We start from the raw sequence: 23752 nt of genomic DNA on the forward strand, positions 1-23752 counted from the left end.
CGACCCGGCGATCGCAGTTCTCTCCGTGCCCGAAAGGAAACCCCAGATGGCCCAGCACGACCCCACGTCCGTCTCCGACGCGCGGGAACACCCCCCGATCGCCGAGGCGAACACCGAGCCCGCGACCGGCGGATGCCCGGTCGCACACGGTAGGCTCAAGCCGCCGACCCAGGGCGGCGGCAACCGCGACTGGTGGCCGAATCAATTGAATCTGAAAGTCCTCCAGCACAATCCGGATGTCGCGAATCCGATGGACGCCGACTTCGACTACGACTCGGCCCTCGAGACCCTCGACGTCGAGGCTCTGCGCGCGGATCTGACAGCGCTCATGACCGCTTCCCAGGACTGGTGGCCCGCCGACTTCGGACACTACGGCGGTCTGTTCGTCCGCATGTCCTGGCACGCCGCGGGCACCTACCGCGTGGAGGACGGACGCGGTGGCGCCGGCGCCGGAATGCAACGATTCGCCCCGCTCAACAGCTGGCCGGACAACGCCAACCTGGACAAGGCGCGCCGCCTGCTGTGGCCGATCAAGAAGAAGTACGGCAAGGCCCTGTCCTGGGCCGACCTGCTGGTCTTCGCCGGAAACGTCGCGCTGGAGTCGATGGGATTCGCCACCACGGGCTTCGCATTCGGTCGCGTCGACGAGTGGGAGCCCGACGAGGTGTACTGGGGACCCGAACTCGAGTGGCTCGCCGATCACCGGTACTCGGGCAACCGCGAACTCGAGAAACCCCTTGCCGCAGTGCAGATGGGCTTGATCTATGTGAATCCGGAAGGGCCGAACGGCAATCCGGACATCCTCGCATCCGCGGTGGACATCCGCGAGACGTTTGCGCGTATGGCGATGAACGACGTCGAGACCGTCGCACTGATCGTCGGCGGCCACACCTTCGGCAAGACCCACGGTGCCGGTGACGCCGGGCTGGTGGGTCCCGAACCGGAGGCCGCCGCCGTCGAGGACGCCGGCCTCGGCTGGGTCAGCTCACACGGCTCCGGCAAGGGTGCGGATGCGATCACCAGCGGACTCGAGGTGATCTGGAATCCCACTCCGACCACCTGGGACAACGCATTTCTCGAGACGCTCTACGGCTATGAGTGGGAGCTCTACAAGAGTCCGGCCGGGGCCAACCAGTGGCGCCCGAAAGACGGAGCCGGAGCAGGCACCGTCCCGAAGGCGTTCGGCGACGACAGGACTCATCCGTCGATGCTGACCACGGACCTCGCGATGCGGTACGACCCCGGTTTCGAGCAGATCACCCGGCGCTGGCTGGACCACCCCGAGGAACTGGCCGATGAGTTCGCCAAGGCCTGGTTCAAGCTCCTGCACCGCGACATGGGGCCCGCCGTCCGTTATCGCGGGCCGCTGGTCCCGACCGAGACCTACCTCTGGCAGGACAATGTCCCGGCGCATGCGGGACCGGTCGTGTCCGAAGCCGACGTGGCGATCCTGAAGGGGATGCTGCTCGACTCGGGATTGACTGTCGCGCAACTCGTCAAGACCGCCTGGGCGGCGGCGTCGAGTTTCCGCGGCAGCGACAAGCGCGGCGGCGCCAACGGCGGCCGCATCCGGTTGCAACCGCAGTCGGAGTGGGAGGTGAACGAGCCCACCGAGCTGGCGGCCGTGATCGACACCCTCGAAGGCATCCGGGACTCGTTCACCGGTGAGGCCGGAGCGACGATCTCCTTCGCCGACCTGGTGGTGCTCGGCGGTGCGGCGGCCGTCGAGAAGGCCGCGCGGGACGCGGGCGTGGACATCACCGTGCCGTTCACCCCGGGCCGCACCGACGCCTCCCAGGAGGAGACCGACGTCGAGTCCTTCGCGTACCTCGAGCCCAGAGCCGACGGGTTCCGCAACTACATGGCCGAGGGCAGTGATCTCCCGGCCGAGTTCACCCTCGTCGACAATGCAGCGCTGTTGACCCTCAGCGCACCCGAGATGACGGTGCTGGTGGGCGGACTCCGAGTGCTGGGCAACAACTTCGGCGGCTCATCTGCGGGTGTTCTGACCGATCGTCCCGGCATCCTCACGAACGATTTCTTCGTCAACCTGCTCGACATGTCGACGGCCTGGTCGGCCTCGGATGCGGAGAACGTCTACATCGGTCGGGATCGCTCCACCGGTGCGCAGGTCTGGACCGGTACCCGCGCCGATCTGGCGTTTACGTCGAACTCCCAGCTGCGCGCTCTCGCCGAGGTCTACGCGACCGACGACGCCGCCGAGAAGTTCGTGAACGACTTCGTCGCGGCCTGGGACAAGGTGATGAACCTGGACCGGTTCGACCTCTGATCGAGGCGGCGCACCTCGTCACCACGACGGTCAGAACGTGGCGGCGGCACCCTCGGCGGGTGCCGCCGCCACGGCGTTCGGCATCACCCGGCACACACGGGCATCCGCAACTATGCTGGCGCTTTCCCTGAAGTGGCGGGTGACCGTCTCGACAGAAGTGAGGACGATGACGATGTCCGGCGAACACAGGTCCCTGGGCCACATCCGACTGACCTCCCACAGCGGCGGGATCGACGCGCCGTCCATCCACTGGGGGGCCGCCACCGCGGCCGAGCGCGGTCCCGTCATCGGGACCACGGGCACGCGTGGGCATCGCAATGTCATCGGCACCCACAGCGGGTCCTACAGCGTGTACCGCGCCCTGGCCGTCGCCGCCGGCGCCCTGGCGCGCGAGCACCGGGCCGACCTCACCAACACCTCGCCCACCGACCACATCGGACCGTACCCGCAGTGGGGTGACCCGCGCGCCATCGTCTCGATGGATCCCTGGGGTGCCACGGTCGCCGAGAGTTTCCCCGACGAGATCGGGCGCGGTTACGACATCCGGCCCACCATCGCGGTGACCAAGGCGCACGTCATCCTCCCCGAGATCGCCGAGGCGATCGAGAAAGGTCGTCTCATCCCCGACGGCGAGGTCCTGCTGCCCAGTGGCGCCGCGCTGGTCACGAAGGCGGCCGTGGAGCCGGTGTGGCATCTGCCCGGCGTCGCCGATCGCTTCGGATGCTCCGAAGCCGAGCTGCGTCGGGTGTTGTTCGAGGAGACCGGCGGCATGTACCCCGAACTCGTGACCCGCTCGGACCTGGAGGTGTTCCTGCCACCCATCGGCGGCCAGACGGTCTACATCTTCGGCGACCCCCGCGACCTCGCCGATTCGTCGGTGGAACTCACCGCACGCGTCCACGACGAGTGCAACGGTTCCGACGTCTTCGGCTCCGACATCTGCACGTGCCGCCCGTATCTGACGCACGCGATCGAGGAGTGCATCCGCGGGACCCAGCGCGGCGGCGTCGGCCTGGTCGCCTACTCCCGCAAGGAGGGACGCGCGCTCGGCGAGGTCACCAAGTTCCTCGTCTACAACGCCCGCAAACGTCAGCTCGGCGGCGACACCGCCGATCAGTACTTCGCACGCACCGAATGCGTTGCGGGCGTTCAGGACATGCGGTTCCAAGAGCTCATGCCCGACGTCCTGCACTGGTTCGGCATCACCAGGATCCACCACCTGGTGTCGATGTCGAACATGAAATACGACGCCATCACCGGCTCGGGCATCGAGGTCGGCGAACGCGTGAACATCCCCGACGAACTGATCCCCGCCGACGCCCGGGTCGAGATCGACGCGAAAATGGCTGCCGGCTACTTCACCCCCGGACCTGTCCCGGACGCCGAACAGTTGCGACAGGTCAAGGGTCGGGCGCTCTGATGGCCGGTGCGCCGGACGTGGAGTTGTCGGCTTCCCAGGCCGGTCGGATGCTTCGGTCCACCGCCACCATCCGGAGCCGATCGCGGCAGCTCCTGGAACGAGCGCGGTCCGGCGAGTCGTCGTGGTTCGTGGTTCGCGACGAGGCACTGGACGCGGCGGCCGACCTCGTCGCGGAGACGACGCTGTCACGATATCCCGACGGGGACATACCTTTTCACAGTCGATGGCGACACTTCGAGGCCGGCGGCGTCGACCGCCTCGGCGCGATCGATGCCGCCTTGCCCGCGGCCGGTTCGGCCGAGCGGACCCGCGCCCTCGTCGACGTCGTGCTCGTCAGTGTCCTGCTCGACGCCGGGGCCGGGCCCGATTGGTCCTACCGCGAGCAGTCGAGCGATCTCGTCCTCACGCGTTCGGAGGGACTCGGCGTCGCGAGCTGGGTGGCCTTCTGTGACGGGCTGTTCTCGAGTGACCCGACCGATCCCCTGCGGGTCGACGCCGGCGGTCTGAGCCGGATCAGTGCCGACACTCTCGGCGCCGCCTTCCAGACAGGTCCCGACAATCCGCTCACCGGCCTCCCCGGACGAGTCGATCTGCTGCGCCGACTGGGTGAGACCCTGTCCCGCCGGCCCGAGATCTTCGGTCCGGACGCGCGGCCCGGCGGCCTGTTCGACCACCTCACCCGCGGTGGGCGCTCGGAGGTGTCCGCGGTGGACATCCTGAGTGGCATCCTCGAATACCTGGGCCCGATCTGGCCGTCGGACAACGCGATCGACGCCAATCCACTGGGTGACTGCTGGCATCACGACGCCGTCGTCGGTCCGGGTCTGACAGCAGGCTGGGTGCCGTTCCACAAACTGTCGCAGTGGCTGACCTACTCACTGCTGGAGCCGTTCCGGTGGTCCGGTGTCCGGGTGACCGGACTCGACGAGCTGACCGGTCTCCCCGAGTATCGCAACGGCGGACTTCTGATCGACTCCGGGGTACTCGAGCTCCGCGACGAGGGCTGGGCGGATCGCGAGTGGGAGGTCGGCGACGAGCTCGTCGTCGAATGGCGTGCGCTCACCGTCGCCCTGATCGACGAGATCGCCGACCTCGTGCGCAAGCGGCTCGGCGCGGATACGACCACCATGCCGCTGGCCTGCGTGCTCGAGGGCGGGACATGGGCGGCCGGTCGTGTTCTGGCGAACCGGATTCGAGATGGTCTGCCGCCCTTGTCGATACGCAGCACCGGCACCGTGTTCTGAGCACCGGCGTCCAGACCACGACCCGATCCACACATCGCTTCACACACTCGACCGAGAGGTATTCATGGGCAGCGTCGCCGTCATCGACCATCCGCTGGTGCAACACAAGCTGACGCTGATGCGTCGCAAGGAAACGTCGACCAACGACTTCCGCCGCCTCCTCGACGAGATCTCGATCCTGATGGCGTACGACGTCCTGCGCGACATCCCGATGCACGAGATCACCATCGACACGCCGCTCGAGACCACCACCGCGCGAGTCATCGACGGCAAGAAGCTGGTGTTCGCCGCCGTCCTGCGTGCCGGTGCGGGCATCGCCGACGGCATGCTGACGGTGGTCCCGGGCGCGCGCGTCGGCCACATCGGTCTCTACCGTGACCCGAAGACCATGGTCGTCGTCGAGTACTACTTCAAGATGCCGTCGGAGCTGTCCGAACGTGACGTCGTGATCGTCGATCCACTGCTGGCGACCGGCCATTCGGCCGTCGCCGCCATCGACCGCATCAAGGAGTACGGTCCGAAATCCATCAAGTTCGTCTGCCTGCTCGCCTGCCCGGAGGGCATCGAGGTACTGCACCGCTCGCACCCCGACGTGCCGATCTACACCGCAGCGGTCGATCGGGAACTCGACGACAACGGCTTCATCCGCCCCGGGCTCGGCGATGCGGGCGACCGCATCTTCGGGACCGCGTGAGGCCGACGATCCGCGGGTGATGCCCGTCTAGGACACCTGCCAGGCCACGGCGGCACCGATCGCCCCGGTCGCGTTCAGGGCCCAGTGGAGCGCGATGGGCGCGAGCAGGCTCGTGGTGCGCTGCCGGAGCCAGCCCAGCACGAAACCCGCGACCGCGGTCGCGAGCACGGCTCCGGCGATGCCGACGATCTGCGCCACCGTCCCGGCGCCCAAGATGCCGCTCAGTCCTTCGTTGCCCGCGGTGAGCCCCGTCGAGGACAGGATGTGCCAGAGGCCGAAGGCGATCGCACCGACGACCAGCGTCGTCAACGGGGCGAACAACCGGCCCAGAACCCCTTGCAGCACACCGCGGAACAAGACCTCCTCCGGGAGAACCGTCTGCAGCGGAATGATCACGAATGCCGCGAGAAGGGCCTCGGAGGTGTCGTCGTACCGGTCGGACAGGAAGAACTCACGCGTGGCCGGGATCGCGACCGCCGTGGACACCACGGCGGCGACCACGAGGACCGCTGCCACGGCAACCGGGATCCCAGCGCGCAGCTCCGCGCGGCTCAGGCCGAGGTCCCGCCAGCCGAGGCCGGCGAGACGAGCGATGACCACGGCCACGACGGCGGCCACGGGGACGATCGCCACCGACACCGCATCTTCGGTGAGATGCGCGCCCACGTTCCCCGCGACGAGAAGCGCGACCACCACGATCAACAGCGCGACGTCGGTGCGCCGGGAGGGGGTGATCACCCGTCGAGTCTGCCCCACCGCGTCCCTGCGGTGCCGGTGAACGAGACCGCGGTGTCGCAGAATGATGCGGTGCCCGGATCCGCGACCGTCGTCGACCGCCTCGAACGCCATCAGGTGGTGCTGTATCTCGGCGCGATCCTCACCGGGCTGGTCGCCGGTGTGATGGTTCCCGGTCCTGCCGAGTTGCTCGAGGCGGCGATCACGCCACTGCTCGCAGCGCTGCTCTACGTCACCTTCTTGCAGATCCGCCTGTCGGACCTGCTGGCTTCGTGGCGCGACCGCCGGTTCATGGCGGCGGTGTTGCTCCTGAACTTCGTCCTCGCCCCGCTGCTGACCGCGGTGCTGTCCCTCGCCCTGCCCACCGACGACGCGATACGGCTCGGTGCTCTGTTGGTGCTGCTGTGCCCGTGCGTCGACTACGTCGTCGTGTTCGCCGGACTCGGCGGCGGTGACGCCCGTCGACTGCTCGCGGCCACGCCACTGCTGCTCATCGCCCAGATGCTGATGACACCGCTCTACCTGCTGGTACTGCTCCGCGACGGGCGGTCGGTGATCGAGCCGGAGCCTTTCCTCTGGGCGTTCCTGATCCTCATCGTGTGCCCGCTCGCGCTGGCGTGGGCCACCCAGGCGTGGGCGGACCGGTCCGAAGCGGGCCGCCGAACCTCGGCCGGAGCCGCCACCACCATGGTCCCGCTGATGATGGCCGTTCTCTTCGTCGCGGTGAGTTCTCAGGTGCCCCTTGTCGGTTCACGCTTCGCCGAGATCGCCGGCGTCATCCCGGTCTTCGCCGCGTTCCTGGTGATCATGGTCGCGATCGGGTTCGGGGTGACGCGCTCGTTCCGGCTCGCCCCGGAACCCTCGACCGCGGTCGTCTTCTCCGGTGCCACCCGCAACTCGCTCGTCGTCCTACCGCTCGCGCTGGCCCTGCCGGTCGGAGCGGAACTGGCCGCCGCGACGGTGATCACCCAGACGCTCGTCGAACTGCTCGGGATGGTCGTTCTCGTGTGGGCGTTCACTTGTGTGGCACGTCGGCGCTGAGGCCACCATCCATCACGAATTCGGCGCCGGTCGCGTACGACGACTCGTCGCTGGCCAGGAACACCACAAAGGTCGACACCTCGCGCGACTCCGCGGCCCGGCCCATCGGCACGGTCACCATGTCGTCGGGAATACCCTCGGTCATCGGCGTCCGGATGAGACCCGGGTGGATGGAGTTCACCCGCACGTTGTGCGGAGCCAGTTCGAGCGCAACCGATTTCGCCAGACCGCGCACTCCCCACTTGCTTGCGACGTAACCGTGCGCCCAGGGACTGCCACGCAGACCCTCCACCGACGAGACGTTGATGATCGACCCGCCGCCCGCATCGATCATCAGATCGGCGACCGCCTGGATACCGAGGAACGTGCCCGTGAGGTTCACATCCAGGATCTGCTTCCATTTGTCGAGCCGGAACTTCTGGATCGTCGAGCCGTTCACGATGCCTGCGTTGTTCACCAGGACGTTGACCTTGCCGAACTCGTCGACCGCGGTCGACACGGCGCTCTGCCAGTCCTCGGGTGAGGTGACGTCGAGGTGGACGTAGCGTGCCGCGTCCCCCAGTTCGGCGGCCAGCGCCTTGCCCTCGTCGTCGAGGATGTCGCCGATCACCACCTTCGCGCCCTCCGCGACGAGGGCCCGGGCGTGTTCGGCTCCCATCCCCCGCGAACCGCCGGTGATCACTGCAACCTTGTCGTCTACGCGTCCCATGGGGCGCAACGCTACCGCGATGAGATCGAAAATAGAACAGGTTCCACCGAGAAATGGTCTACTGAACAGACAAACGTCCGGACAGGTGTACACCACGCCCGACCGGCGACTACCGAGCGCAAGGAGTTCCACGTCATGTCCATCCGGGTAGCTCTCGTCGGAACCGGCAACGTCGGCCGGTTGTGCCTCACCCAACTGATCGAGGACCCGCGGTTCGAACTCACGGCGGTGTCCGTGTCAACACCGGAGAAGGTCGGAGTCGACGCCGCGACGCTGGCCGGAGTGGAGGCGCCCACCGGAGTCCTGGCGGTGGGCGACCTCGACGAGGCGATAGCGACCGAGCCGGACTGCGTCGTGTACTGCGCGATGGGCGACACCCGGCCCGTCGAAGCGTTCGACGACGTGGTGCGCGTACTGGCCGCGGGCATCGACGTCGTCGGTTCCTCGCCCAACACGCTCCAGTACCCGTGGGGCGTGATGCCCGCGAAGGCCATCGCCAAGATCGACGAGACCACCGCGGGCAGCGGGGCCAGCCTGTTCGTCACGGGCGTCGATCCCGGCTTCGCCAACGACCTCATCCCGTTCGTGTTCGCGGGAACCTGCCAGCGGATCGAACAGGTGCGCTGCATGGAGATCGCCGACTACGCGACCTACGACGGGGCGACGGTGATGTTCGACGTCATGGGCTTCGGCAAACCGCTCGACCAGACACCCATGCTGTTCCTCCCGGGTGTGCTGGGTCTGGCGTGGGGGACGACGATCCGGCAACTGGCCGCCGGTCTCGGCGTCACGGTCGACGAGATCGACGAGGTCTTCGAAAGCGAGCCCGCGCCCGAAGATTTCGACATCGCGGCCGGGCACATCGCCGCGGGCACCCGCGCCGCCGTGCGGTTCGAGATCATCGGCAAGGTGGCCGGTGAACCGGTGATCGTCATCGAGCACGTGACGCGGCTTCGGGGCGACCTCCGGCCGGACTGGGCCCAACCCGCCCAGCCGGGCGGGTGCTATCGCGTCGAGATCACCGGCGAACCGTCGTACACCGTCGACATCTGTCCGACGAGCCGCAAGGGCGACCACAATCACGCCGCCATCGTCGCCGCCGCAGGCCGGATCGTGAACGCGATCCCGGCGGTCGTCGACGGACCCGCGGGACTCCGCACCACGCTCGACCTCCCCCTCGTGACGGGTCCTGGGGTTTCGACAGGCTCAACCGGCAGGTAAGAGGTCAACCGGCGGGTAGGACGTCAACCGGCAGGTTGACGCTCCACCGCCGGGGAGACCTCGGCATGCCTTCGCGCTCAGACCATCCCGGCGTCGTGCATGAGGATCGCGACCTGGACACGGTTGCTCGCATCGAGCTTGGTGAAGATGTGCGAGATGTGCGCCTTGACCGTGGCGAGACTCATGTAGAGGCGTTCGGCGATCTCGGCGTTGGACGCGCCGCGGGCCAGTTCGACGGCCACGTCCCGCTCGCGCGCCGTGAGCTGGTCGACGCGCCCCGCCGCAGAAGATGCACGATGGCCACCGGTGCTCACGACCTGCTTGATCAGGGCGGCGGTCACGGAGGGACTCAGGGCCGGCCGGCCGTCGAGCACGTCATGGATGGCGGCGACGATGTCGTCGGGTGGAGTGTCCTTCAGAAGGAACCCGTCCGCGCCCATCGCCAGTGCGCGGACCACGTAGTCGTCGGCGTCGAAGGTCGTGAGGACGATGACCGCAGGCGCCGAGGACAGGGCTTTGAAGCGGCCGGTTGCCGCGATCCCGTCGAGGATCGGCATCCGTAGATCCATCAGGACGAGGTCCACGGGTCCGGCGCCATGGGTGTCGAGGGCCTCCTGCCCGTTGCTCGCCTCGGCGACGATGTCCAGACCCGAGTCGCCGCCGAGGAGAAGCCGGAGTCCCGAGCGGACGAGCGGGTCGTCGTCGACGATCATGATGCGGGCGGTCATGACTGCCACGGTAGCCACACGTGCAACAGGAAGCGCTTGTCCTCGCTGACCGTCACCGACTGTCGGCCGCCGTGCAACTCGACCCGCTCGGCCACACCCACGAGGCCGAACCCGGGTGTGGGACGACTCGAACCCATCGACAGCGGTAGCGGATTCTCGACGAGCAGATCCACTCCGTGATCCGGACCGCCGCGGATGTGCATGGTCACCGGCGCGCTCGGCGAGTGGCGGCGCGCGTTGGTCAAGGCCTCCTGCACACACCGGTACAACGTCCGCGAGATCGACGGACTCAGTGAGGTCACGTCGATGTCGCAGCGGCTCTCCACCCGCATACCCAGCCGGCGCGCCTCCTCGATGAGCGCGGACAGGTCCGGAACACCTTGCGGTTCCTCCGGAGTGGCGTCACCGGGGCCTTCGCGCAGAACCCCGAGCACCTCCCGCAGTTCGGTCAGCGCCAGGTGTGAGGTCTCCTGGATGGTCTGCGCCGTCTCACGGATCTGCTCGCCGGACAGGTCCGAACGGTAGGCCAGCGCACCCGCCGACATACTCATCGCCGAGATGCGGTGAGCGAGGATGTCGTGCATCTCCCGCGCGATCCGTGCCCGTTCCAGCGATCGTGCCTGCATGACCTTCGCCTGCTGCTCGGCCTCCGAGGCGAGCGCGCGCGCCCGCCAGCTAGCGAGAAGCTCACGGCGCGAACCGATGTAGAGACCCCACGCAACCATTGCCGCCGTCGCGACCACCGTGACCGTGTACTGGACGATGACCGGATCGCTCGCCTCGGTGGGCGTGGCGAAGAACTCGAGGGCGATGATCCCCGCGCCGACGGACAACACGGCCTGCGGGATGATCTCGCGCCACCGTCGCCGGGTGGACAGGGACACCATGGCGAGAATCCCCGGTCCGAGCGACGACGACGACATGATCGTCACGAGGTTCGTGAAGGTCGTGACCGGTACGGGATGGCTTCGGCGCCACCAGATGACGATGTAGGAGAGCACCCCGAGCGCGAGGTCGGTGATGAACCACCACCGGGCCTCGTCCCAGAGGTACGACGCGCGCGTGGCGAAGGCGCCGACCGAGATGCAGAGCATCACCGCGAGCCGCCACAGTCGGCCGGTCCACGTCATCGGGGGTTGGTACTGCTCAGGACGCACACCGTCACCGTAGTCGTGCGGCGTCGTCGATCGCGTCCGACCGATGGGTGCCGACCCCTACGACTTTCGGCCGATACGACGGTGTCCGGATGCCCGATGTGATCGTCACCTGCGAAGGACACGATGGACGCCATGATCACTGTGAAGAATCTGACGAAGCGATACGGCGACTACGTCGCGGTCGACGACGTGTCCTTCACCTGCCGGCCCGGGCAGGTGACCGGATTCCTCGGTCCCAACGGAGCCGGGAAGTCGACGACGATGCGGATCATCGCCGGACTGACGCCGCCGACTTCCGGAGTGGCACATCTGTACGGCGTCGACTACCGGATGATCCCGAATCCGGCGACACAGGTCGGCATCCTCCTGGACGCCTCGGCCCAACATGCCGGCCGAACCGGCGCGGAGGTGCTGCGACTGTCGGCCATGACCATGGGCATCGGACGCGACCGCGTCGACGAGATGCTCGAACTGGTGAGCCTGACCCCGGAGGAGGCCGGACGGCGGGTCCGCAACTATTCACTCGGTATGCGCCAACGGCTCGGCATCGCCGCGGCCCTGCTGGGCGATCCGAAGATCCTCATCCTCGACGAACCGGCCAACGGACTCGACCCGGCCGGGATCCACTGGATGCGAACCCTGCTGCGCGGATATGCCGATCGCGGCGGGACGGTGCTGCTGTCGTCGCATCTGCTGCACGAGATCGAGATCGTCGCCGATGACATCGTCGTGATCGGCAACGGCCGGATCGTCGCGCAGGGCACCAAGGACGAGCTACTCGCCGGCGCCGGCACGCGCGTCCGGTCACTCGACGACGCAACACTCGGCGACGCGCTGACGGCCTCCGGGATCACGGTGCAGCGCAACGCTTCCGGTGGCCTCGATGTCGATGCCGAGCCGGTCGACGTCGGCCGCGTCGCGACCGCCGTCGGCGTCGTCCTCACCGAGCTGCGTCCTGCTGACGGAGCTCAGCTCGAAGCGATGTTCCTGCAGCTCACCGCCGAAACCCAGCGCGAACACACCACACTCGAAGGAGCAGCCCGATGACCGTCGCCGACTTCGGCACACCGCTACCGCCGGCCGACGTGATCGACGTCGACCGCCCCGGAATCCCGTTCTCCCGACTCGTCCGGGTCGAACTGCGCAAGCTCGTCGACACCCGCGCCGGCTTCTGGCTGACCGCCTCGATCGGCGTGATCGCGGCTGTCGTCGTCGTCGCGATGCTCATCGCCAACCGCAACACCCCCGAGAACCTGAACCTCGGACAGTTCTTCGGGATGATGAACATCCCCACGGCCATCATCCTGCCGATCCTGGCGATCCTGCTCGTGACCGGCGAGTGGAGCCAGCGCACCGCGCTGACGACGTTCACGCTCGAGCCGCGGCGGCAGCGCATCGTCGGTGCGAAGCTGGTCGCGGCGCTGCTCACCGCCATCGCGGCGGTCGCGGTCGCGCTCGTGCTCGGTGTCATCGGCAACGGGATCGCCGGTCTGGCGTTCGCCGATCCCGCCGGCTCCTGGGATCTCACCCTCGCAGGCTTCGTCAACTCGTTTGTGTCGCAAACCTTCGGGTTGCTTCTCGGGTTCGGGTTCGCCGCCCTGATCCTGAACACCCCGGGCGCGATCGTCGCGTACTTCGCCCTGCCCAACGCACTCACCGTGGTGAGCCAGCTGGTTCCGTGGTTCAAGGACAATCTCGGGCAATGGGTCGACACCGGACTGACGAACGTGCCGTTCCAGGAGGCCGACTGGGCAACCGGAGGCGAATGGGCGCGGATGCTGGTCTCGGCCGTCATCTGGATCGGACTACCCCTCGGCATCGGTGTCCTGCGAATCCTGAGGTCCGAGGTGAAGTAACGGACGCCGCCCGGCGGCACGACGGTCACGGTCGCCGTAAGCGCCGCTCCCACACCGACGATCGGTGTTACGGTTTCCGGGTTCTCGAGAAAGAGGAACCCACGTGTCGTCCACCGCACCCACCTCGCAGCCACCCGCCGCTCCGGAACCGGACGAACCGCCGGTCCCGGGGCACGCGGCGGCATCCGGCCCGGCCGACGAACCGAAGCCGTCGTGGTGGCGGCGACGGCTCCACCGGTACTCCTGCGTAGGGCTGACGGTCGCGCTCGTCTTCCTGTGGCTGTCGGTGACACCGTCGCTCCTACCCCGCGGTCCGCTGTTCCAGGGCATCGTGAGCGGGGCCTCGGCCGCCGTCGGGTACGCCCTCGGTGTCGGTGTCTCGTGGCTGATCCGCTACATGATCTCCCGGGACGCCCCCTGGCCGGCGCCGATGCGTCGGCTCTGGGCGGCGCTGGGCCTGGCGGCCATCGCCGGAACCGTGGTCATGCTCGTCGCCTTCCAGCGATGGCAGGACCAGATCCGGACGATGATGGGGGTCGATCTGCTGTCGTGGACGGCCTACCCGCAGATCGTGCTCATCGCCGTCGTGGTCTTCGCACTGTTGATGACCATCGGCCAGGCTTGGGGCGACGGTGTCGCCTGGCTCGTCCGGAAGATCAATCGTGTTGCGCCTCCCCGCATCTCGGCCTTCGCCGCGGCGACCATCGCGATCATCGTCACGGTGCTGGTCCTCAACGGCGTGGTCGCGAACTACGGGATGTCCGCGCTGAACTCGTCCTTCGCCGCGGTCAACGACGAGACCACCGCGGATTCGAATCCGCCGACGACGCCGCTGCGTTCGGGTGGTCCGGGCTCGCTGGTGACGTGGGATTCGCTTGGGCGCCAAGGCCGCATCTTCGTCTCGGTGTCGCCGACGGTGGCCGAGTTGAGCGAGTTCAACGGCGCGCCGGCGATCGAACCGATCCGCGCCTACGTCGGACTCGGATCGGGCAAGGACCTGCGGGCCAATGCCGAACTGGCCGCCGAGGAGCTCGTCCGCGCCGGTGGGTTGCAGCGCAAGCTCATCGCGGTCGCGTCCACCACCGGAACCGGCTGGATCAACCAGGCCACCGTGGACTCCCTGGAGTACATGTACAACGGCGACACCGCGACGGTCAGCATGCAGTACTCCTACCTGCCGAGCTGGCTGTCGTTCCTCGTCGACAAGGAACGCGCCCGTCAGGCGGGGCAGGCACTCTTCGAAGCGGTCTCGGAACGGGTGCGCGAAGTTCCCGAGGCCCAGCGCCCGAAACTCGTCGTCTTCGGCGAGAGCCTCGGCTCCTTCGCGGCCGAGTCGGCGTTCGGGACCATCCCGGCACTCAGCGCGCGCACCGACGGCGCGTTGTTCAGCGGCCCGACCTTCAACAACAAGCTGTGGGTGGACACGACCGGGTCGCGCGACGAGGGGACCCCGGAAGTCCTGCCCACCTTCGACGACGGTCGGCAGGTCCGATTCATCGCCGACGCTCCGGACCTCGACGAGCCGACCACCGAGTGGGTGTCTCCGTCGGGTCGCGCGGTGTACCTGCAGCACGCCTCCGACCCGATCTCGTGGTGGAACCCCCGATTGATCCTGCGTGAACCCGACTGGCTCCAGGAGGATCCCGGCCGCGATGTGCTGTCGGCGATGCGCTGGATTCCGTTCGTGACATTCCTCCAGGTCAGCGCGGACATGGCGGTCTCGGTCGGGGTGCCCGACGGCCACGGACACAACTACCTCTCCGCGATCCCCGCGGCCTGGGCCAAGATCCTGCAGCCACCGGGCTGGACCGAGGCCAAGACCGAGAGACTGATCCCGCTGCTGACCAGGGACTGACAATCGCCCGCCGGTCGAGCGGAGCAATTTCGGTCGGGCGCGCCGGGTCCCCGCCGTTCCATACTCAGAGGGTGAGCACTTCACCGGCCGACCGCGACCGCCTTCGGCAACTGCTCGATGCGGTGCTGTCCGAGGACAACACGTCGCTCGACGACATGGCGTCGGGTGCCTACGCGTCACCGTTCCATTTCACGCGGCAGGTGCGGCGCGGTGCCGGCGAGGCACCGGTGGCCCTGCGACGCCGCGTCCTCCTCGAACGTGCGGCGTGGTTGTTGCAGCGAGGCCAGTCGGTGACCGACGTGGCCTTCGAGTCCGGGTACTCGTCGGTGGACGGATTCGCGCGCGCGTTCAGCCGGGCCTTCGGGCACAGTCCCGGCCGGATGGGCGCGGTGGGCGAGCACAGCCACTGGCTGCCCGCGCCGAACGGCATCCACTTCCACTCACCCACCGCGCTCTACATCGACAGCGGTTCACCCACCACCGAGGATGCGGGCAACGTGGTGATGCTCATGGTCCGTCATGACCTCGACGACATCGAGGCGATTCTCGACGCCGCGAAGGGTGTCGACGCCGCGTCGTGGACGGCTCCGCGCCTGGCCGGGAACCAACCGCTGTCCTGGAGCGGGCCGGAGGAGAATCTCGCTCAGGTGCTCTCGCATCTGGTCGCCGACAAGCTCCCCTGGCTGGCGACGATCGAAGGGGCCGACCTGCCACCCGCGGCGCCGACCGAACCGGCCGACCTCATCGAGCTCCACCGCGATATCGCACCGCGCTGGCTGGCCCTGATCCGCGACATCGATCGCCGGGGCGCATGGCAGGACCGCGTCATCGATGCACTGTGCGATCCACCCGAGTCGTTCCTGCTCTCGCAGATCGTCGCGCACGTCCTGACGTTCTCCGCACACCGTCGACTCGTCGCCCGGTGGATGTTGCAGGACGCCGGCATCGACATGACGGCCCCCGCACTCGATCCCGACCCGATCATGTGGCACCGCAAACACTCCGGAGGATTCTGATGACCTTTCGCTACTACACGGCAACCACCCTCGACGGCTTCCTCGCCGACGACCGGGACAATCTCGACTGGCTGCTCAGCCAGCCGCTGGAGAAGGGCGGGCCGATGAACTACGACGACTTCTTCTCCCGGGTCGGTTGCGCCGTCATGGGTGCCACGACCTACAAGTGGCTTCTCGATCACGAGGTCTCCGACGGAAAACCCTGGCCGTACGAGATCCCGACGTTCATCTTCACCCACCGTGCGCTCACGCCGGTGTCGGACACCATCACGGTGGTGGCCGGGAACCCCGCAGACTTTCGCGATCGTCTCGTCGAGGCAGCCGACGGGCGGGACATCTGGATTGTGGGCGGCGGAGACCTGGCTGCGCAGTTCGCCGAGGCCGGCATGCTCGACGACGTCATCGTCACGTTCGCGCCGGTCACCCTCGGGTCGGGACGTCCACTCTTCCCTCGCCCCTATGACTTCGAGCTGCAGGACTTCGCACGCAACGGCGCATTCCTGTGCGCGCGCTACTCGCCCGTCGGACCGCGGTCGGTCTCTGCCCCGGTCTGATCGGTCAGGGTCTGACCGGTTTCCGACTCTCGGGCGTGAACTCAGCCCTCGCCGACCGACTTCCGCATGACGTCGGGCACCTCGCCGCGAGCCCACCGCGGCAGGATGAAGATCCCCTCCGACTCGGCGGTCACCTCTCCGCCGACCGAGATCGTTCCGGTGACGAAGGTCTTCACCCCCTCCACCCGATCGACTCGCGCCTCACCCCGGATCGGTCCGAGCGGCGTCCCGCGCCGATACCGCACGGTGAGGGTGCCGGTCATACCGGGCACACGCTGGAACACTGCGGTCGAGCCCAGCAGTTGGTCGAAGACGAGCGCGAGCACGCCGCCGTGGACGAGTCCCGCCGGGCCCTCGTATTGGGGTCCGAGTTCGACCTCGAACCAGCTGTGGTCGGTTTCGTGACGGACCTCGACCGGCGGTGCGATCGGGTTGCGACGGCCCAGCACGGCGTTGCCCCAGGAGCGCTTCGTGCCATCCGCGTTGAACCGGATGCCGAACGAACCCGGCAGCTGATCCTTCCGGAGGATCTCGGCGGCCGCCGCGATGAGTCGCCTCGCCTCCTCGATGTCGGAATCGCCGACCTCGGTGCGTACGGTCGCGTCGATCAGGTCCCGGACGCTGCCCGCGATCGCAGACGCGAGTTCGGCCCGGTGCGCGAGCTCCTCCGGATCGATGTCCTCCTGGATGTATCCGCTCATGGACTCATCTAACAGGGCTCGATGTGTGATGGTCGTCGCAACCCGGGCCGGCCGTCGGAACCGACGCATCGTCGGCGGATCCGATCTCGGACAGTCCTGACCGCCGAGTAGGCTCCCTCGCATGACAGACCACGCCTGGAACGACCGCGCCTGGACCGCGTTCGACGTCACCGTCGCCGACCACATCGCCGAGGTCACCCTCACCGGCCCGGGCAAGGGCAACGCCATGGGACCGGACTTCTGGCGGGAACTCCCCGAGTTGTTCGGACACCTCGACACCGATCCCGCAGTGCGCGCGGTGGTGCTGACGGGGTCGGGGAAGAACTTCTCCTACGGTCTCGACCTCGTCGCGATGGGCGGGACACTGTCCGGTGTTCTCGCCGGGGACGCCAAGGCGGCGCCACGGACCGAGTTCCTCGACTCGCTGCGCACACTGCAGGCCGGGATCACCGCGGTCGCCGACTGTCGCAAGCCCGTGGTCGCGGCAGTGTCCGGCTGGTGCATCGGCGGCGGGGTCGACCTGATCTGCGCAGCAGACGTGCGCTACGCGAGCACCGGCGCCAAGTTCAGTGTGCGCGAGGTCAAGGTCGGCATGGTCGCCGACGTGGGCACGCTCGCACGGCTGCCGTTCATCATCGGCGACGGCCACCTGCGCGAGCTGGCGCTGACCGGCAAGGACATCGACGCCGCTCGTGCGGAGAAGATCGGTCTCGTCAACGACGTCGCCGACGATCAGGACGCCGTCCTCGAACTCGCCCGGACAACCGCTCGCGAGATCGCGGACAACCCGCCGCTGGTCGTCCACGGCATCAAGTCCGTGCTCGACCATTCGCGCAGCGCCGCCGTCCACGACAGCCTCCGCTACGTCGCGGCATGGAACTCGGCATTCCTGCCCAGTGAGGACCTCTCCGAGGCCATCACCGCCGTCTTCGAGAAGCGCAAACCCGAGTTCAAGGGGCGCTGAGCCGGCGGTTCACCACGCGCGGTACACCTCCCCGGACAGCGGGTGCGCGTTGTCGAGATCGGCCAGGAGTCGCACGCCGTCGAACGGCCTGCCGTGCGGCGGTGCGACCGTCACGCCTGGGGCTCGGCGAGACACGCTGTCCACGAATCGGTTTCGGAGTCGGTCACTCGCCGACATCACGCCTCCCACCCAACTCACGCGTGCGGGGTCGTCGGTGCCGTGGCCGCTGCGGTCCAGGGCGGTGACCGCCGCGGTGGCCAGTTCGTCGGCCGCATCGTCGATGATCCGCTGTGCCACCGCATCCCGGTCCTCCGACGCGGCGTCGACCGTCCTCGCGAAGCCGGCGACGCGCGCGACCCGGTCGGGATCGGCCTGCACCACCATGTACAACTCCGGCAGCGGACCGAACTCCGCCTCCGCGGCCATGCGCAGCGTAGTGTCGGGTCCCCGGCCGTCGAAGGCGCGGAGGGCTGCCGCGATCCCCGAGCGCCCGATCCAGTACGCACTGCCTGCGTCACCGAACAGGTGACCCCAGCCGTCGACGCGGCACACCCCGCCGCGGCCGACGCCGAGTGTGACCACGCCCGTCCCCACCGCGGTGACCGCACCGAACTCGTCGCGATTGGCGGCCAGATAGGCGGTCACCGAATCATGGGCGAGCGCAACGGAAACGACGCCGACGCCGGCAAGTGCCTCGAGCAGGTCGACCGGGCGAGAGGCGTCGGGGGTCAGGCCGGACACGCCGGCCGCGATCACCGACCGGCCGACCGACTCATCGGCCGCCGGCCGGCCGGCCCCCGCGTCGAGGATGTCCCGCACCGTCGTGGCGATCTGCTCCACGACCGGCCGGTCGGTACGGATCGGCGGTGCCTCGTGGTCGGCGGCACCGCCGGCCGTCTCGATGCGGACGCGGGTACCGGTCTGGCCGCCGTCGATCAGGATGCGCGTCGCGCTGTCACCGGTGGGCATGGATCGCACGCTACCCGGGTGGTCGCCGGCCCCGAGGGCGTCGCGCATATCGACGGCATCGTCGACCGCCGGAAGCACCTCGACGGCGTCGGCGGGATGTGCGGGGAGTCGACGCCGAGGCCGGGACGCACATGACACACTGGGCGCATGAGTGTGCGGCGCGGACTCGCGGTGAAGATCGGTTCGATCTCCTGGATGCCTCGGTTTCTCCCGCAGATCGTCAAGTGCGACAGCGTGATCCAATCGGTGTCGGGCAACCGGCTCAGCTTGCTCGACATCGGTGACCTGCCGAACATCACGATCCGGGTTCCGGGACGCAAGAGCGGCGCGATCCGGACGACGCAGCTCCTCGCCGCCCCGGACGGGTCGGACTGGCTGATCGCGGGGTCGTACTTCGGCGGCCCGAAGATGCCGGCGTGGGTGTTCAATCTCCGAGCTGCCGACGAGATCGAGATCGTCGTCCACGGCGAGGTGTCCGCAGCCGTGCCCACCGAACTGTTCGACGCCGACCGGGACGCGGCCTGGCAGACACTGCGCTCGGTCTGGCCCAACTTCGATCTGTACGAGCAACGCACAGACCGCCGTATCCCGGTGTTCCGGCTGCGGCCACTGACCTGATGCCGGTCAGCCGTCGGTGACGAACTCCGGTCGGCTGTCGGTGAGATCGACATGGCCCACGAGATACTGCTCGTCGACCGTCTCGACCCGCGGCCCGTCGGCGTCGTAGTCGGGGGTGTAGGACACCCGCCAGCGCACGGGTCCGACCACATCGACGACCCCCAGACCGGATCCGCTCCGAGTGCCCCTGTCCCCCGGCACATCCGAACCCGGATCGCGGAGCAGATATCGCAGACCGGACAAGTCCCTCGGCGCGGTCCACCGCACACTGCCGTCGACCGCGGAGCGATAGAGCCGTTGGGTGCAGCCCTCGACCTGCCGGCCCGCATCGGCGCCGCTCGACGCCGCACACGCGGTCAGGTGGGCCGACACCGCGTCGCTGACGGCCCCGGTGCCGGCGGCACTCAGCTCGCCGACGACCCGCACCGTCATGGGTGCTCGCGGCGTGGTCGGGTGATCGTCATCCGACGCGCGCGCGACGAAATCGGTGTCGCGGGAGCCCCAGCGCTGCGGTCCGGGGAACAGATGGACCGTGTCGCCCTCCTCGACCTCCGCACCGAAGAGCGTCGGTTGCACGACCGCCAACGAGACGATCCGAACCGCGACCGCGCCGTCGACGACCGCCCACCCGTCGGCGACCCGCGTGGTCCGGATCTCGGTGTCGACCACCCGCGTCCCCATTCGGTACCGCGCCCGGACCTTTGCCTCCGGTTCGCCGTCGGCCGCAGGCTGCACCTCGATGTCGCCGAGAGGTGCGGCAGCGCGTTGTGCGCGCAGGACGTTGTCGGTCAGGAACCGTGCATCGGGACGCGGGTCGATCACGCCCAGAGCGGCGTCGGCGTCGGCGTCGGCAAGTGCATCGAGATAGGTGCGGACGGCGTCGGCCGGGGTGGCCGCCCGCTCGTCTTCGCGGGCCAGACCGACGACGAGCGCGGCTACCAGCACCATCGTCAGGACAACCGCCACGCCGCCGAAGACGATGATCCGTCTCCGGCGGCTCACCGGCGGCCTGTCCGTGGTCCGGCTGGAGCGATCAGGACTCCGAACCGGCCGCCGCACCGTTCCCGGTGAACGCCTCGGTGAGGCGGCCGGCGAGGATCTTCGCGAACTCGGCCGGGTCGTCGAGCTCGCCGCCCTCGGCAATGACGGCCATGCCGTACAGCAGCTTCGCGGTGGGCACGAGCTGCTCGTGATCACCCGCTCCGTAGGCCTTGTTCAGAGCGGCGACGAGTGGGTGATCGGGGTTGAGTTCGAGGGCCCGCTTGGACTTGGGGAACTCCTGCCCCGACGCCCGGTACAGCTTCTCCAGCTGCGGTGACATCGAGAACGTGTCACCGACGAGGCATGCCGGCGATTCGGTCAGGCGCGAGGAGAGCCGCGTCTCGCTGACATCGTCGGAGAGGGTGCTCGTGAGCCACTCCAACAGATCCGCGTAGGTCTTGTTCTGCTCTTCCTTGGCGGAGTCGTCGGTGTCCTCGTCGTCACCCTCGAGGTCGACAGCACCCTTGGCGATCGACTGGAACGTCTTGCCGTCGAACTCCGCGCCCGCCGAAACCCACATCTCGTCGACGGGATCGGACAGGACGAGGACCTCGATCCCCTTGGCGCGGAACGCTTCCATGTGCGGCGAGTTCACGATCTGCTGACGCGATTCGCCCGTCATGTAGTAGATCGTGTCCTGACCGCTCTTCATCCGGCCGATGTAGTCGGCGAGTGTGGTCAGCTCGTCCTCGGAGTGGGTGGTGGCGAACGACGACGCCTTCAGGAGCGCATCGCGGTTGTCCGGGTCGTTGACGAGCCCTTCCTTGAACACCCGGCCGAAGGCATCCCAGAAGGTGCGGTAGTCCTCGGGACGACCGGCGCGCATCTCGGTGACCGTCGAGATGACCTTCTTCGTCAGACGGCGACGGATGGCACGGATCTGACGATCCTGCTGCAGGATCTCCCGGGACACGTTCAGCGAGAGGTCGGCCGCGTCGACGACACCCTTCACGAAGCGCAGATACTCCGGCATCAGTTCGGCGCAGTCGTCCATGATGAAGACGCGCTTGACGTAGAGATGGATGCCGACCTTGCTGTCCCGCATGAACAGGTCGAACGGCGGCTGCGTCGGGATGAACAGCAGGGCCTGGTACTCGAAGGTGCCCTCGGCCTGCAGCGTGATGGTCTCCAGCGGCGAATCCCAGGCATGGGAGACGTGCCGGTAGAACTCCTGGTACTCCTCGTCGGTCACTTCCGAGCGCGACTTGGCCCAGAGCGCCTTCATCGAGTTGATCGTCTCCGGCTCGACGATCGTCGTCGTCTCCGGCGTCTTCGCCTCGCCCGCGTCCTCGTTGTCGGCGTCGGGGGTCTCCACCGGGACCGTCTTCTCGACGTCCATCCGGATCGGCCACGCGATGAAGTCCGAGTACCGCTTCACGAGCTGACGGAGCTTGGTCTGATCCGAATAGTCGTAGAGGTGGTCCTCGGTGTCGACGGGCTTGAGCGCCAACGTGACCGAGGTGCCCTGCGGCGCGTCGGGGACATCGTCGATCGTGTACGTGCCGTCACCGGTCGACTCCCAGCGGGTACCGGTGGTCTCCCCCGCCTTGCGGGTCACCAGGGTGACCTTGTCGGCGACCATGAACGTCGAGTAGAAGCCGATACCGAACTGGCCGATCAGTTCCTCGGCAGCCGCGTCGGACACCCCGTTCGCACGTGCCTCCGCGAGCGACCGGCGTAGCTCGGCCGTGCCCGAACGGGCCAGCGTGCCGATCAATCCGACGACCTCGTCACGGGTCATGCCGATCCCGTTGTCGGCGACGACCAGCGTCCGCGCCTCCGCGTCCGGGTCCAGGGTGATGTGGAGATCGGAGGTGTCGACGTCGAGGTCCTTGTCGAGCAGGGACTCGAGCCGCAGCTTGTCCAGCGCGTCGGACGCATTCGAGATCAACTCGCGCAGGAAGCTGTCCTTGTTCGAGTAGATCGAGTGCACCATGAGATCCAGCAGCTGCCGGGTCTCGGCCTGGAACTCGTGGACTTCGGGCTGAGCGCTCATCGCAGACCTCCATGTTCTGTTCTCGTGCACCGGGCGGCGGGGATCTGTCGCACCGGTGCGACACGTGGGGACGGACACCGACTTTACCGAGCGGTGGTGTGGCTACCCTGGGTCGGGGACCGACTACCCCGGGCGGCATCCGTGCCGGCCGGGAACGATCAGGAAGCCAGGTGGATGGGCACACCGCGACTGCTGTTGGTGCACGCGCACCCTGATGACGAATCCCTGTGGACCGGCGGCCTGATCGCGCGTCACACCGACGCCGGCGGCGAGGCGGACCTCGTCATGTGCACCTGGACCGACGGCACGATCAGGCACCGCGAACTCGCCGACGCGGTGAACATCCTCGGGATGCCACGACCGCCGATCATGCTCGGCTATGCCGACGACCGGCGACCGGAGTCGGCCCCCGATGCGGAGCGGTTGTGCGACGCGTCGTTCGACGAACAGGTCCGCGCACTGACCCACCACATCCGTGCCCTGCAACCCGACATCGTGATCACCTACGACTCGCTGGGCATCTACGGTCACCCCGACCACGTCCATGCCCATCGGCTCGCGTGCGCGGCCGCGGATGCCGCGGCGTCGACGAAGCTCTATCACCGCGCCGGGCCGGCCTGGCGGGTCCGTTCGTTGTACTTCGCCACGATCCCGGAATGGATGATGGACATCCTCGCGGAGAGCCTCTTCGCGGACATCCCGCGGGCTCAGTTGCCCGGGACGCCCGAGTCCGAGATCGACGTGGTCGTCGACGTGTCGGATCTCGCGGCCCGGAAGCGGGCCGCGGTCACCGCCCACCGTTCGGAGATCCCTCGCAGCCGGGCCATCTCGGGCTTCATGACGTTGCCCGACGACGTCCAGGAGAAGCTGCTCGGCGTCGAGTGTTACCAGCGGCGAGACCTCGTCCCCGGTGGGTGCGACCTGATCTAGGACGGTCGACGAG

22 protein-coding genes are annotated in these 23752 nt (G+C 68.1%); 14 read left to right on the forward strand and 8 right to left on the reverse strand.

Going from position 1 to position 23752, the window contains the following annotated elements:
* Positions 1–46: 46 nt before the first annotated feature.
* From katG to upp, 4 genes are all read left to right on the forward strand, one after another.
* Positions 47–2290, forward strand: a complete 2244-nt coding sequence (gene katG, locus AC3B6C_RS20620) for a catalase/peroxidase HPI (RefSeq protein WP_488373953.1) — start codon at positions 47–49, stop codon at positions 2288–2290.
* A 172-nt stretch (positions 2291–2462) separates the two neighbouring features.
* Complete coding sequence (locus AC3B6C_RS20625) at positions 2463–3710, forward strand: GTP cyclohydrolase II (protein WP_010842474.1); 1248 nt, start codon at positions 2463–2465, stop codon at positions 3708–3710.
* Complete coding sequence (locus AC3B6C_RS20630) at positions 3710–4954, forward strand: DUF1688 family protein (RefSeq protein ID WP_488373954.1); 1245 nt, start codon at positions 3710–3712, stop codon at positions 4952–4954. Before AC3B6C_RS20625 ends, AC3B6C_RS20630 begins: the two co-directional genes overlap by 1 nt.
* Positions 4955–5018: 64 nt before the next feature.
* Positions 5019–5648 carry a uracil phosphoribosyltransferase gene (upp, locus tag AC3B6C_RS20635; RefSeq protein WP_010842472.1) on the forward strand — a complete coding sequence of 210 codons (630 nt, stop codon included), beginning with the start codon at positions 5019–5021 and terminating at the stop codon, positions 5646–5648.
* Positions 5649–5675: 27 nt separating this feature from the next.
* Here upp and AC3B6C_RS20640 read toward each other — a convergent pair whose 3' ends face one another.
* The gene (locus AC3B6C_RS20640) at positions 5676–6386 is read right to left on the reverse strand and encodes a CPBP family intramembrane glutamic endopeptidase (protein WP_488373955.1); all 711 of its coding nucleotides are present in this window, start codon (positions 6384–6386) and stop codon (positions 5676–5678) included.
* Positions 6387–6437: 51 nt separating this feature from the next.
* Between AC3B6C_RS20640 and AC3B6C_RS20645 the strand changes: the two genes are divergently transcribed.
* A complete protein-coding gene (locus AC3B6C_RS20645) occupies positions 6438–7424 on the forward strand; it encodes an arsenic resistance protein (protein ID WP_488373956.1) in 987 nt (328 codons plus the stop codon).
* Here AC3B6C_RS20645 and AC3B6C_RS20650 read toward each other — a convergent pair.
* A complete protein-coding gene (locus tag AC3B6C_RS20650) occupies positions 7399–8133 on the reverse strand; it encodes a glucose 1-dehydrogenase (protein WP_044506750.1) in 735 nt (244 codons plus the stop codon). The genes AC3B6C_RS20645 and AC3B6C_RS20650 overlap by 26 nt on opposite strands.
* A gap of 135 nt (positions 8134–8268) precedes the next feature.
* On the opposite strand from AC3B6C_RS20650, the gene AC3B6C_RS20655 reads away from it, so the two are divergent.
* Positions 8269–9354 (forward strand): NAD(P)H-dependent amine dehydrogenase family protein, encoded by a 1086-nt coding sequence (locus tag AC3B6C_RS20655; protein ID WP_488373957.1) that lies wholly within the window; start codon positions 8269–8271, stop codon positions 9352–9354.
* A 77-nt stretch (positions 9355–9431) separates the two neighbouring features.
* On the opposite strand, the gene AC3B6C_RS20660 is transcribed toward AC3B6C_RS20655, so the two are convergent.
* Both AC3B6C_RS20660 and AC3B6C_RS20665 read right to left on the reverse strand, forming a co-directional pair.
* Complete coding sequence (locus AC3B6C_RS20660; RefSeq protein WP_014926956.1) at positions 9432–10082, reverse strand: response regulator; 651 nt, start codon at positions 10080–10082, stop codon at positions 9432–9434.
* On the reverse strand, positions 10079–11212 hold the full coding sequence (locus AC3B6C_RS20665) for a sensor histidine kinase (protein ID WP_488373959.1): 1134 nt from the start codon (positions 11210–11212) through the stop codon (positions 10079–10081). The genes AC3B6C_RS20660 and AC3B6C_RS20665 overlap by 4 nt, the downstream gene beginning before the upstream one ends.
* Positions 11213–11362: 150 nt before the next feature.
* Between AC3B6C_RS20665 and AC3B6C_RS20670 the strand changes: the two genes are divergently transcribed.
* From AC3B6C_RS20670 to AC3B6C_RS20690, 5 genes are all read left to right on the forward strand, one after another.
* The gene (locus AC3B6C_RS20670; protein ID WP_488357894.1) at positions 11363–12286 is read left to right on the forward strand and encodes an ABC transporter ATP-binding protein; all 924 of its coding nucleotides are present in this window, start codon (positions 11363–11365) and stop codon (positions 12284–12286) included.
* The gene (locus AC3B6C_RS20675) at positions 12283–13095 is read left to right on the forward strand and encodes an ABC transporter permease (protein WP_488373960.1); all 813 of its coding nucleotides are present in this window, start codon (positions 12283–12285) and stop codon (positions 13093–13095) included. The genes AC3B6C_RS20670 and AC3B6C_RS20675 overlap by 4 nt, the downstream gene beginning before the upstream one ends.
* Positions 13096–13198: 103 nt before the next feature.
* Positions 13199–14950 (forward strand): alpha/beta hydrolase, encoded by a 1752-nt coding sequence (locus AC3B6C_RS20680; RefSeq protein WP_488373963.1) that lies wholly within the window; start codon positions 13199–13201, stop codon positions 14948–14950.
* Positions 14951–15021: 71 nt separating this feature from the next.
* On the forward strand, positions 15022–15966 hold the full coding sequence (locus tag AC3B6C_RS20685) for a helix-turn-helix domain-containing protein (RefSeq protein WP_488373964.1): 945 nt from the start codon (positions 15022–15024) through the stop codon (positions 15964–15966).
* Entirely contained in the window at positions 15966–16520 is a 555-nt protein-coding gene (locus AC3B6C_RS20690; protein ID WP_488373965.1) for a dihydrofolate reductase family protein, read from the forward strand. The genes AC3B6C_RS20685 and AC3B6C_RS20690 overlap by 1 nt, the downstream gene beginning before the upstream one ends.
* Positions 16521–16561: 41 nt before the next feature.
* On the opposite strand, the gene AC3B6C_RS20695 is transcribed toward AC3B6C_RS20690, so the two are convergent.
* The gene (locus AC3B6C_RS20695) at positions 16562–17221 is read right to left on the reverse strand and encodes a PaaI family thioesterase (protein ID WP_488373966.1); all 660 of its coding nucleotides are present in this window, start codon (positions 17219–17221) and stop codon (positions 16562–16564) included.
* Between the two features lie 121 nt (positions 17222–17342).
* On the opposite strand from AC3B6C_RS20695, the gene AC3B6C_RS20700 reads away from it, so the two are divergent.
* Positions 17343–18185 carry a crotonase/enoyl-CoA hydratase family protein gene (locus AC3B6C_RS20700; protein ID WP_488373967.1) on the forward strand — a complete coding sequence of 281 codons (843 nt, stop codon included), beginning with the start codon at positions 17343–17345 and terminating at the stop codon, positions 18183–18185.
* A gap of 9 nt (positions 18186–18194) precedes the next feature.
* Here AC3B6C_RS20700 and AC3B6C_RS20705 read toward each other — a convergent pair whose 3' ends face one another.
* On the reverse strand, positions 18195–19154 hold the full coding sequence (locus AC3B6C_RS20705; protein ID WP_488373968.1) for an N-acetylglucosamine kinase: 960 nt from the start codon (positions 19152–19154) through the stop codon (positions 18195–18197).
* 147 nt (positions 19155–19301) lie between these two features.
* On the opposite strand from AC3B6C_RS20705, the gene AC3B6C_RS20710 reads away from it, so the two are divergent.
* The gene (locus AC3B6C_RS20710; protein WP_488373969.1) at positions 19302–19772 is read left to right on the forward strand and encodes a nitroreductase family deazaflavin-dependent oxidoreductase; all 471 of its coding nucleotides are present in this window, start codon (positions 19302–19304) and stop codon (positions 19770–19772) included.
* Positions 19773–19778: 6 nt separating this feature from the next.
* Here the strand turns inward: AC3B6C_RS20710 and AC3B6C_RS20715 are convergent, their stop codons facing one another.
* Both AC3B6C_RS20715 and htpG read right to left on the reverse strand, forming a co-directional pair.
* A complete protein-coding gene (locus AC3B6C_RS20715) occupies positions 19779–20774 on the reverse strand; it encodes a hypothetical protein (protein WP_488373970.1) in 996 nt (331 codons plus the stop codon).
* Between the two features lie 31 nt (positions 20775–20805).
* Positions 20806–22809: a molecular chaperone HtpG gene (gene htpG, locus AC3B6C_RS20720; protein ID WP_488373971.1), complete on the reverse strand. Its 2004-nt coding sequence runs from the start codon at positions 22807–22809 to the stop codon at positions 20806–20808.
* 174 nt (positions 22810–22983) lie between these two features.
* Here htpG and AC3B6C_RS20725 point away from each other — a divergent pair, with 174 nt between their 5' ends.
* Positions 22984–23739 carry a PIG-L family deacetylase gene (locus tag AC3B6C_RS20725; protein WP_010842454.1) on the forward strand — a complete coding sequence of 252 codons (756 nt, stop codon included), beginning with the start codon at positions 22984–22986 and terminating at the stop codon, positions 23737–23739.
* The last annotated feature ends 13 nt before the right edge of the window (positions 23740–23752 follow it).

Source organism: Gordonia sp. 11cp, assembly GCF_057767225.1.

Coding starts and splice junctions, on each gene's coding strand:
- katG (WP_488373953.1), top strand. CDS start 47: ATGGCCCAGCACGACCCCACGTCCGTCTCCGACGCGCGGGAACACCCC.
- AC3B6C_RS20625 (WP_010842474.1), top strand. CDS start 2,463: ATGTCCGGCGAACACAGGTCCCTGGGCCACATCCGACTGACCTCCCAC.
- AC3B6C_RS20630 (WP_488373954.1), top strand. CDS start 3,710: ATGGCCGGTGCGCCGGACGTGGAGTTGTCGGCTTCCCAGGCCGGTCGG.
- upp (WP_010842472.1), top strand. CDS start 5,019: ATGGGCAGCGTCGCCGTCATCGACCATCCGCTGGTGCAACACAAGCTG.
- AC3B6C_RS20650 (WP_044506750.1), bottom strand. CDS start 8,133: ATGGGACGCGTAGACGACAAGGTTGCAGTGATCACCGGCGGTTCGCGG.
- AC3B6C_RS20655 (WP_488373957.1), top strand. CDS start 8,269: ATGTCCATCCGGGTAGCTCTCGTCGGAACCGGCAACGTCGGCCGGTTG.
- AC3B6C_RS20660 (WP_014926956.1), bottom strand. CDS start 10,082: ATGACCGCCCGCATCATGATCGTCGACGACGACCCGCTCGTCCGCTCG.
- AC3B6C_RS20665 (WP_488373959.1), bottom strand. CDS start 11,212: ATGACGTGGACCGGCCGACTGTGGCGGCTCGCGGTGATGCTCTGCATC.
- AC3B6C_RS20670 (WP_488357894.1), top strand. CDS start 11,363: ATGGACGCCATGATCACTGTGAAGAATCTGACGAAGCGATACGGCGAC.
- AC3B6C_RS20675 (WP_488373960.1), top strand. CDS start 12,283: ATGACCGTCGCCGACTTCGGCACACCGCTACCGCCGGCCGACGTGATC.
- AC3B6C_RS20690 (WP_488373965.1), top strand. CDS start 15,966: ATGACCTTTCGCTACTACACGGCAACCACCCTCGACGGCTTCCTCGCC.
- AC3B6C_RS20695 (WP_488373966.1), bottom strand. CDS start 17,221: ATGAGCGGATACATCCAGGAGGACATCGATCCGGAGGAGCTCGCGCAC.
- AC3B6C_RS20700 (WP_488373967.1), top strand. CDS start 17,343: ATGACAGACCACGCCTGGAACGACCGCGCCTGGACCGCGTTCGACGTC.
- AC3B6C_RS20705 (WP_488373968.1), bottom strand. CDS start 19,154: ATGCCCACCGGTGACAGCGCGACGCGCATCCTGATCGACGGCGGCCAG.
- AC3B6C_RS20710 (WP_488373969.1), top strand. CDS start 19,302: ATGAGTGTGCGGCGCGGACTCGCGGTGAAGATCGGTTCGATCTCCTGG.
- htpG (WP_488373971.1), bottom strand. CDS start 22,809: ATGAGCGCTCAGCCCGAAGTCCACGAGTTCCAGGCCGAGACCCGGCAG.
- AC3B6C_RS20725 (WP_010842454.1), top strand. CDS start 22,984: ATGGGCACACCGCGACTGCTGTTGGTGCACGCGCACCCTGATGACGAA.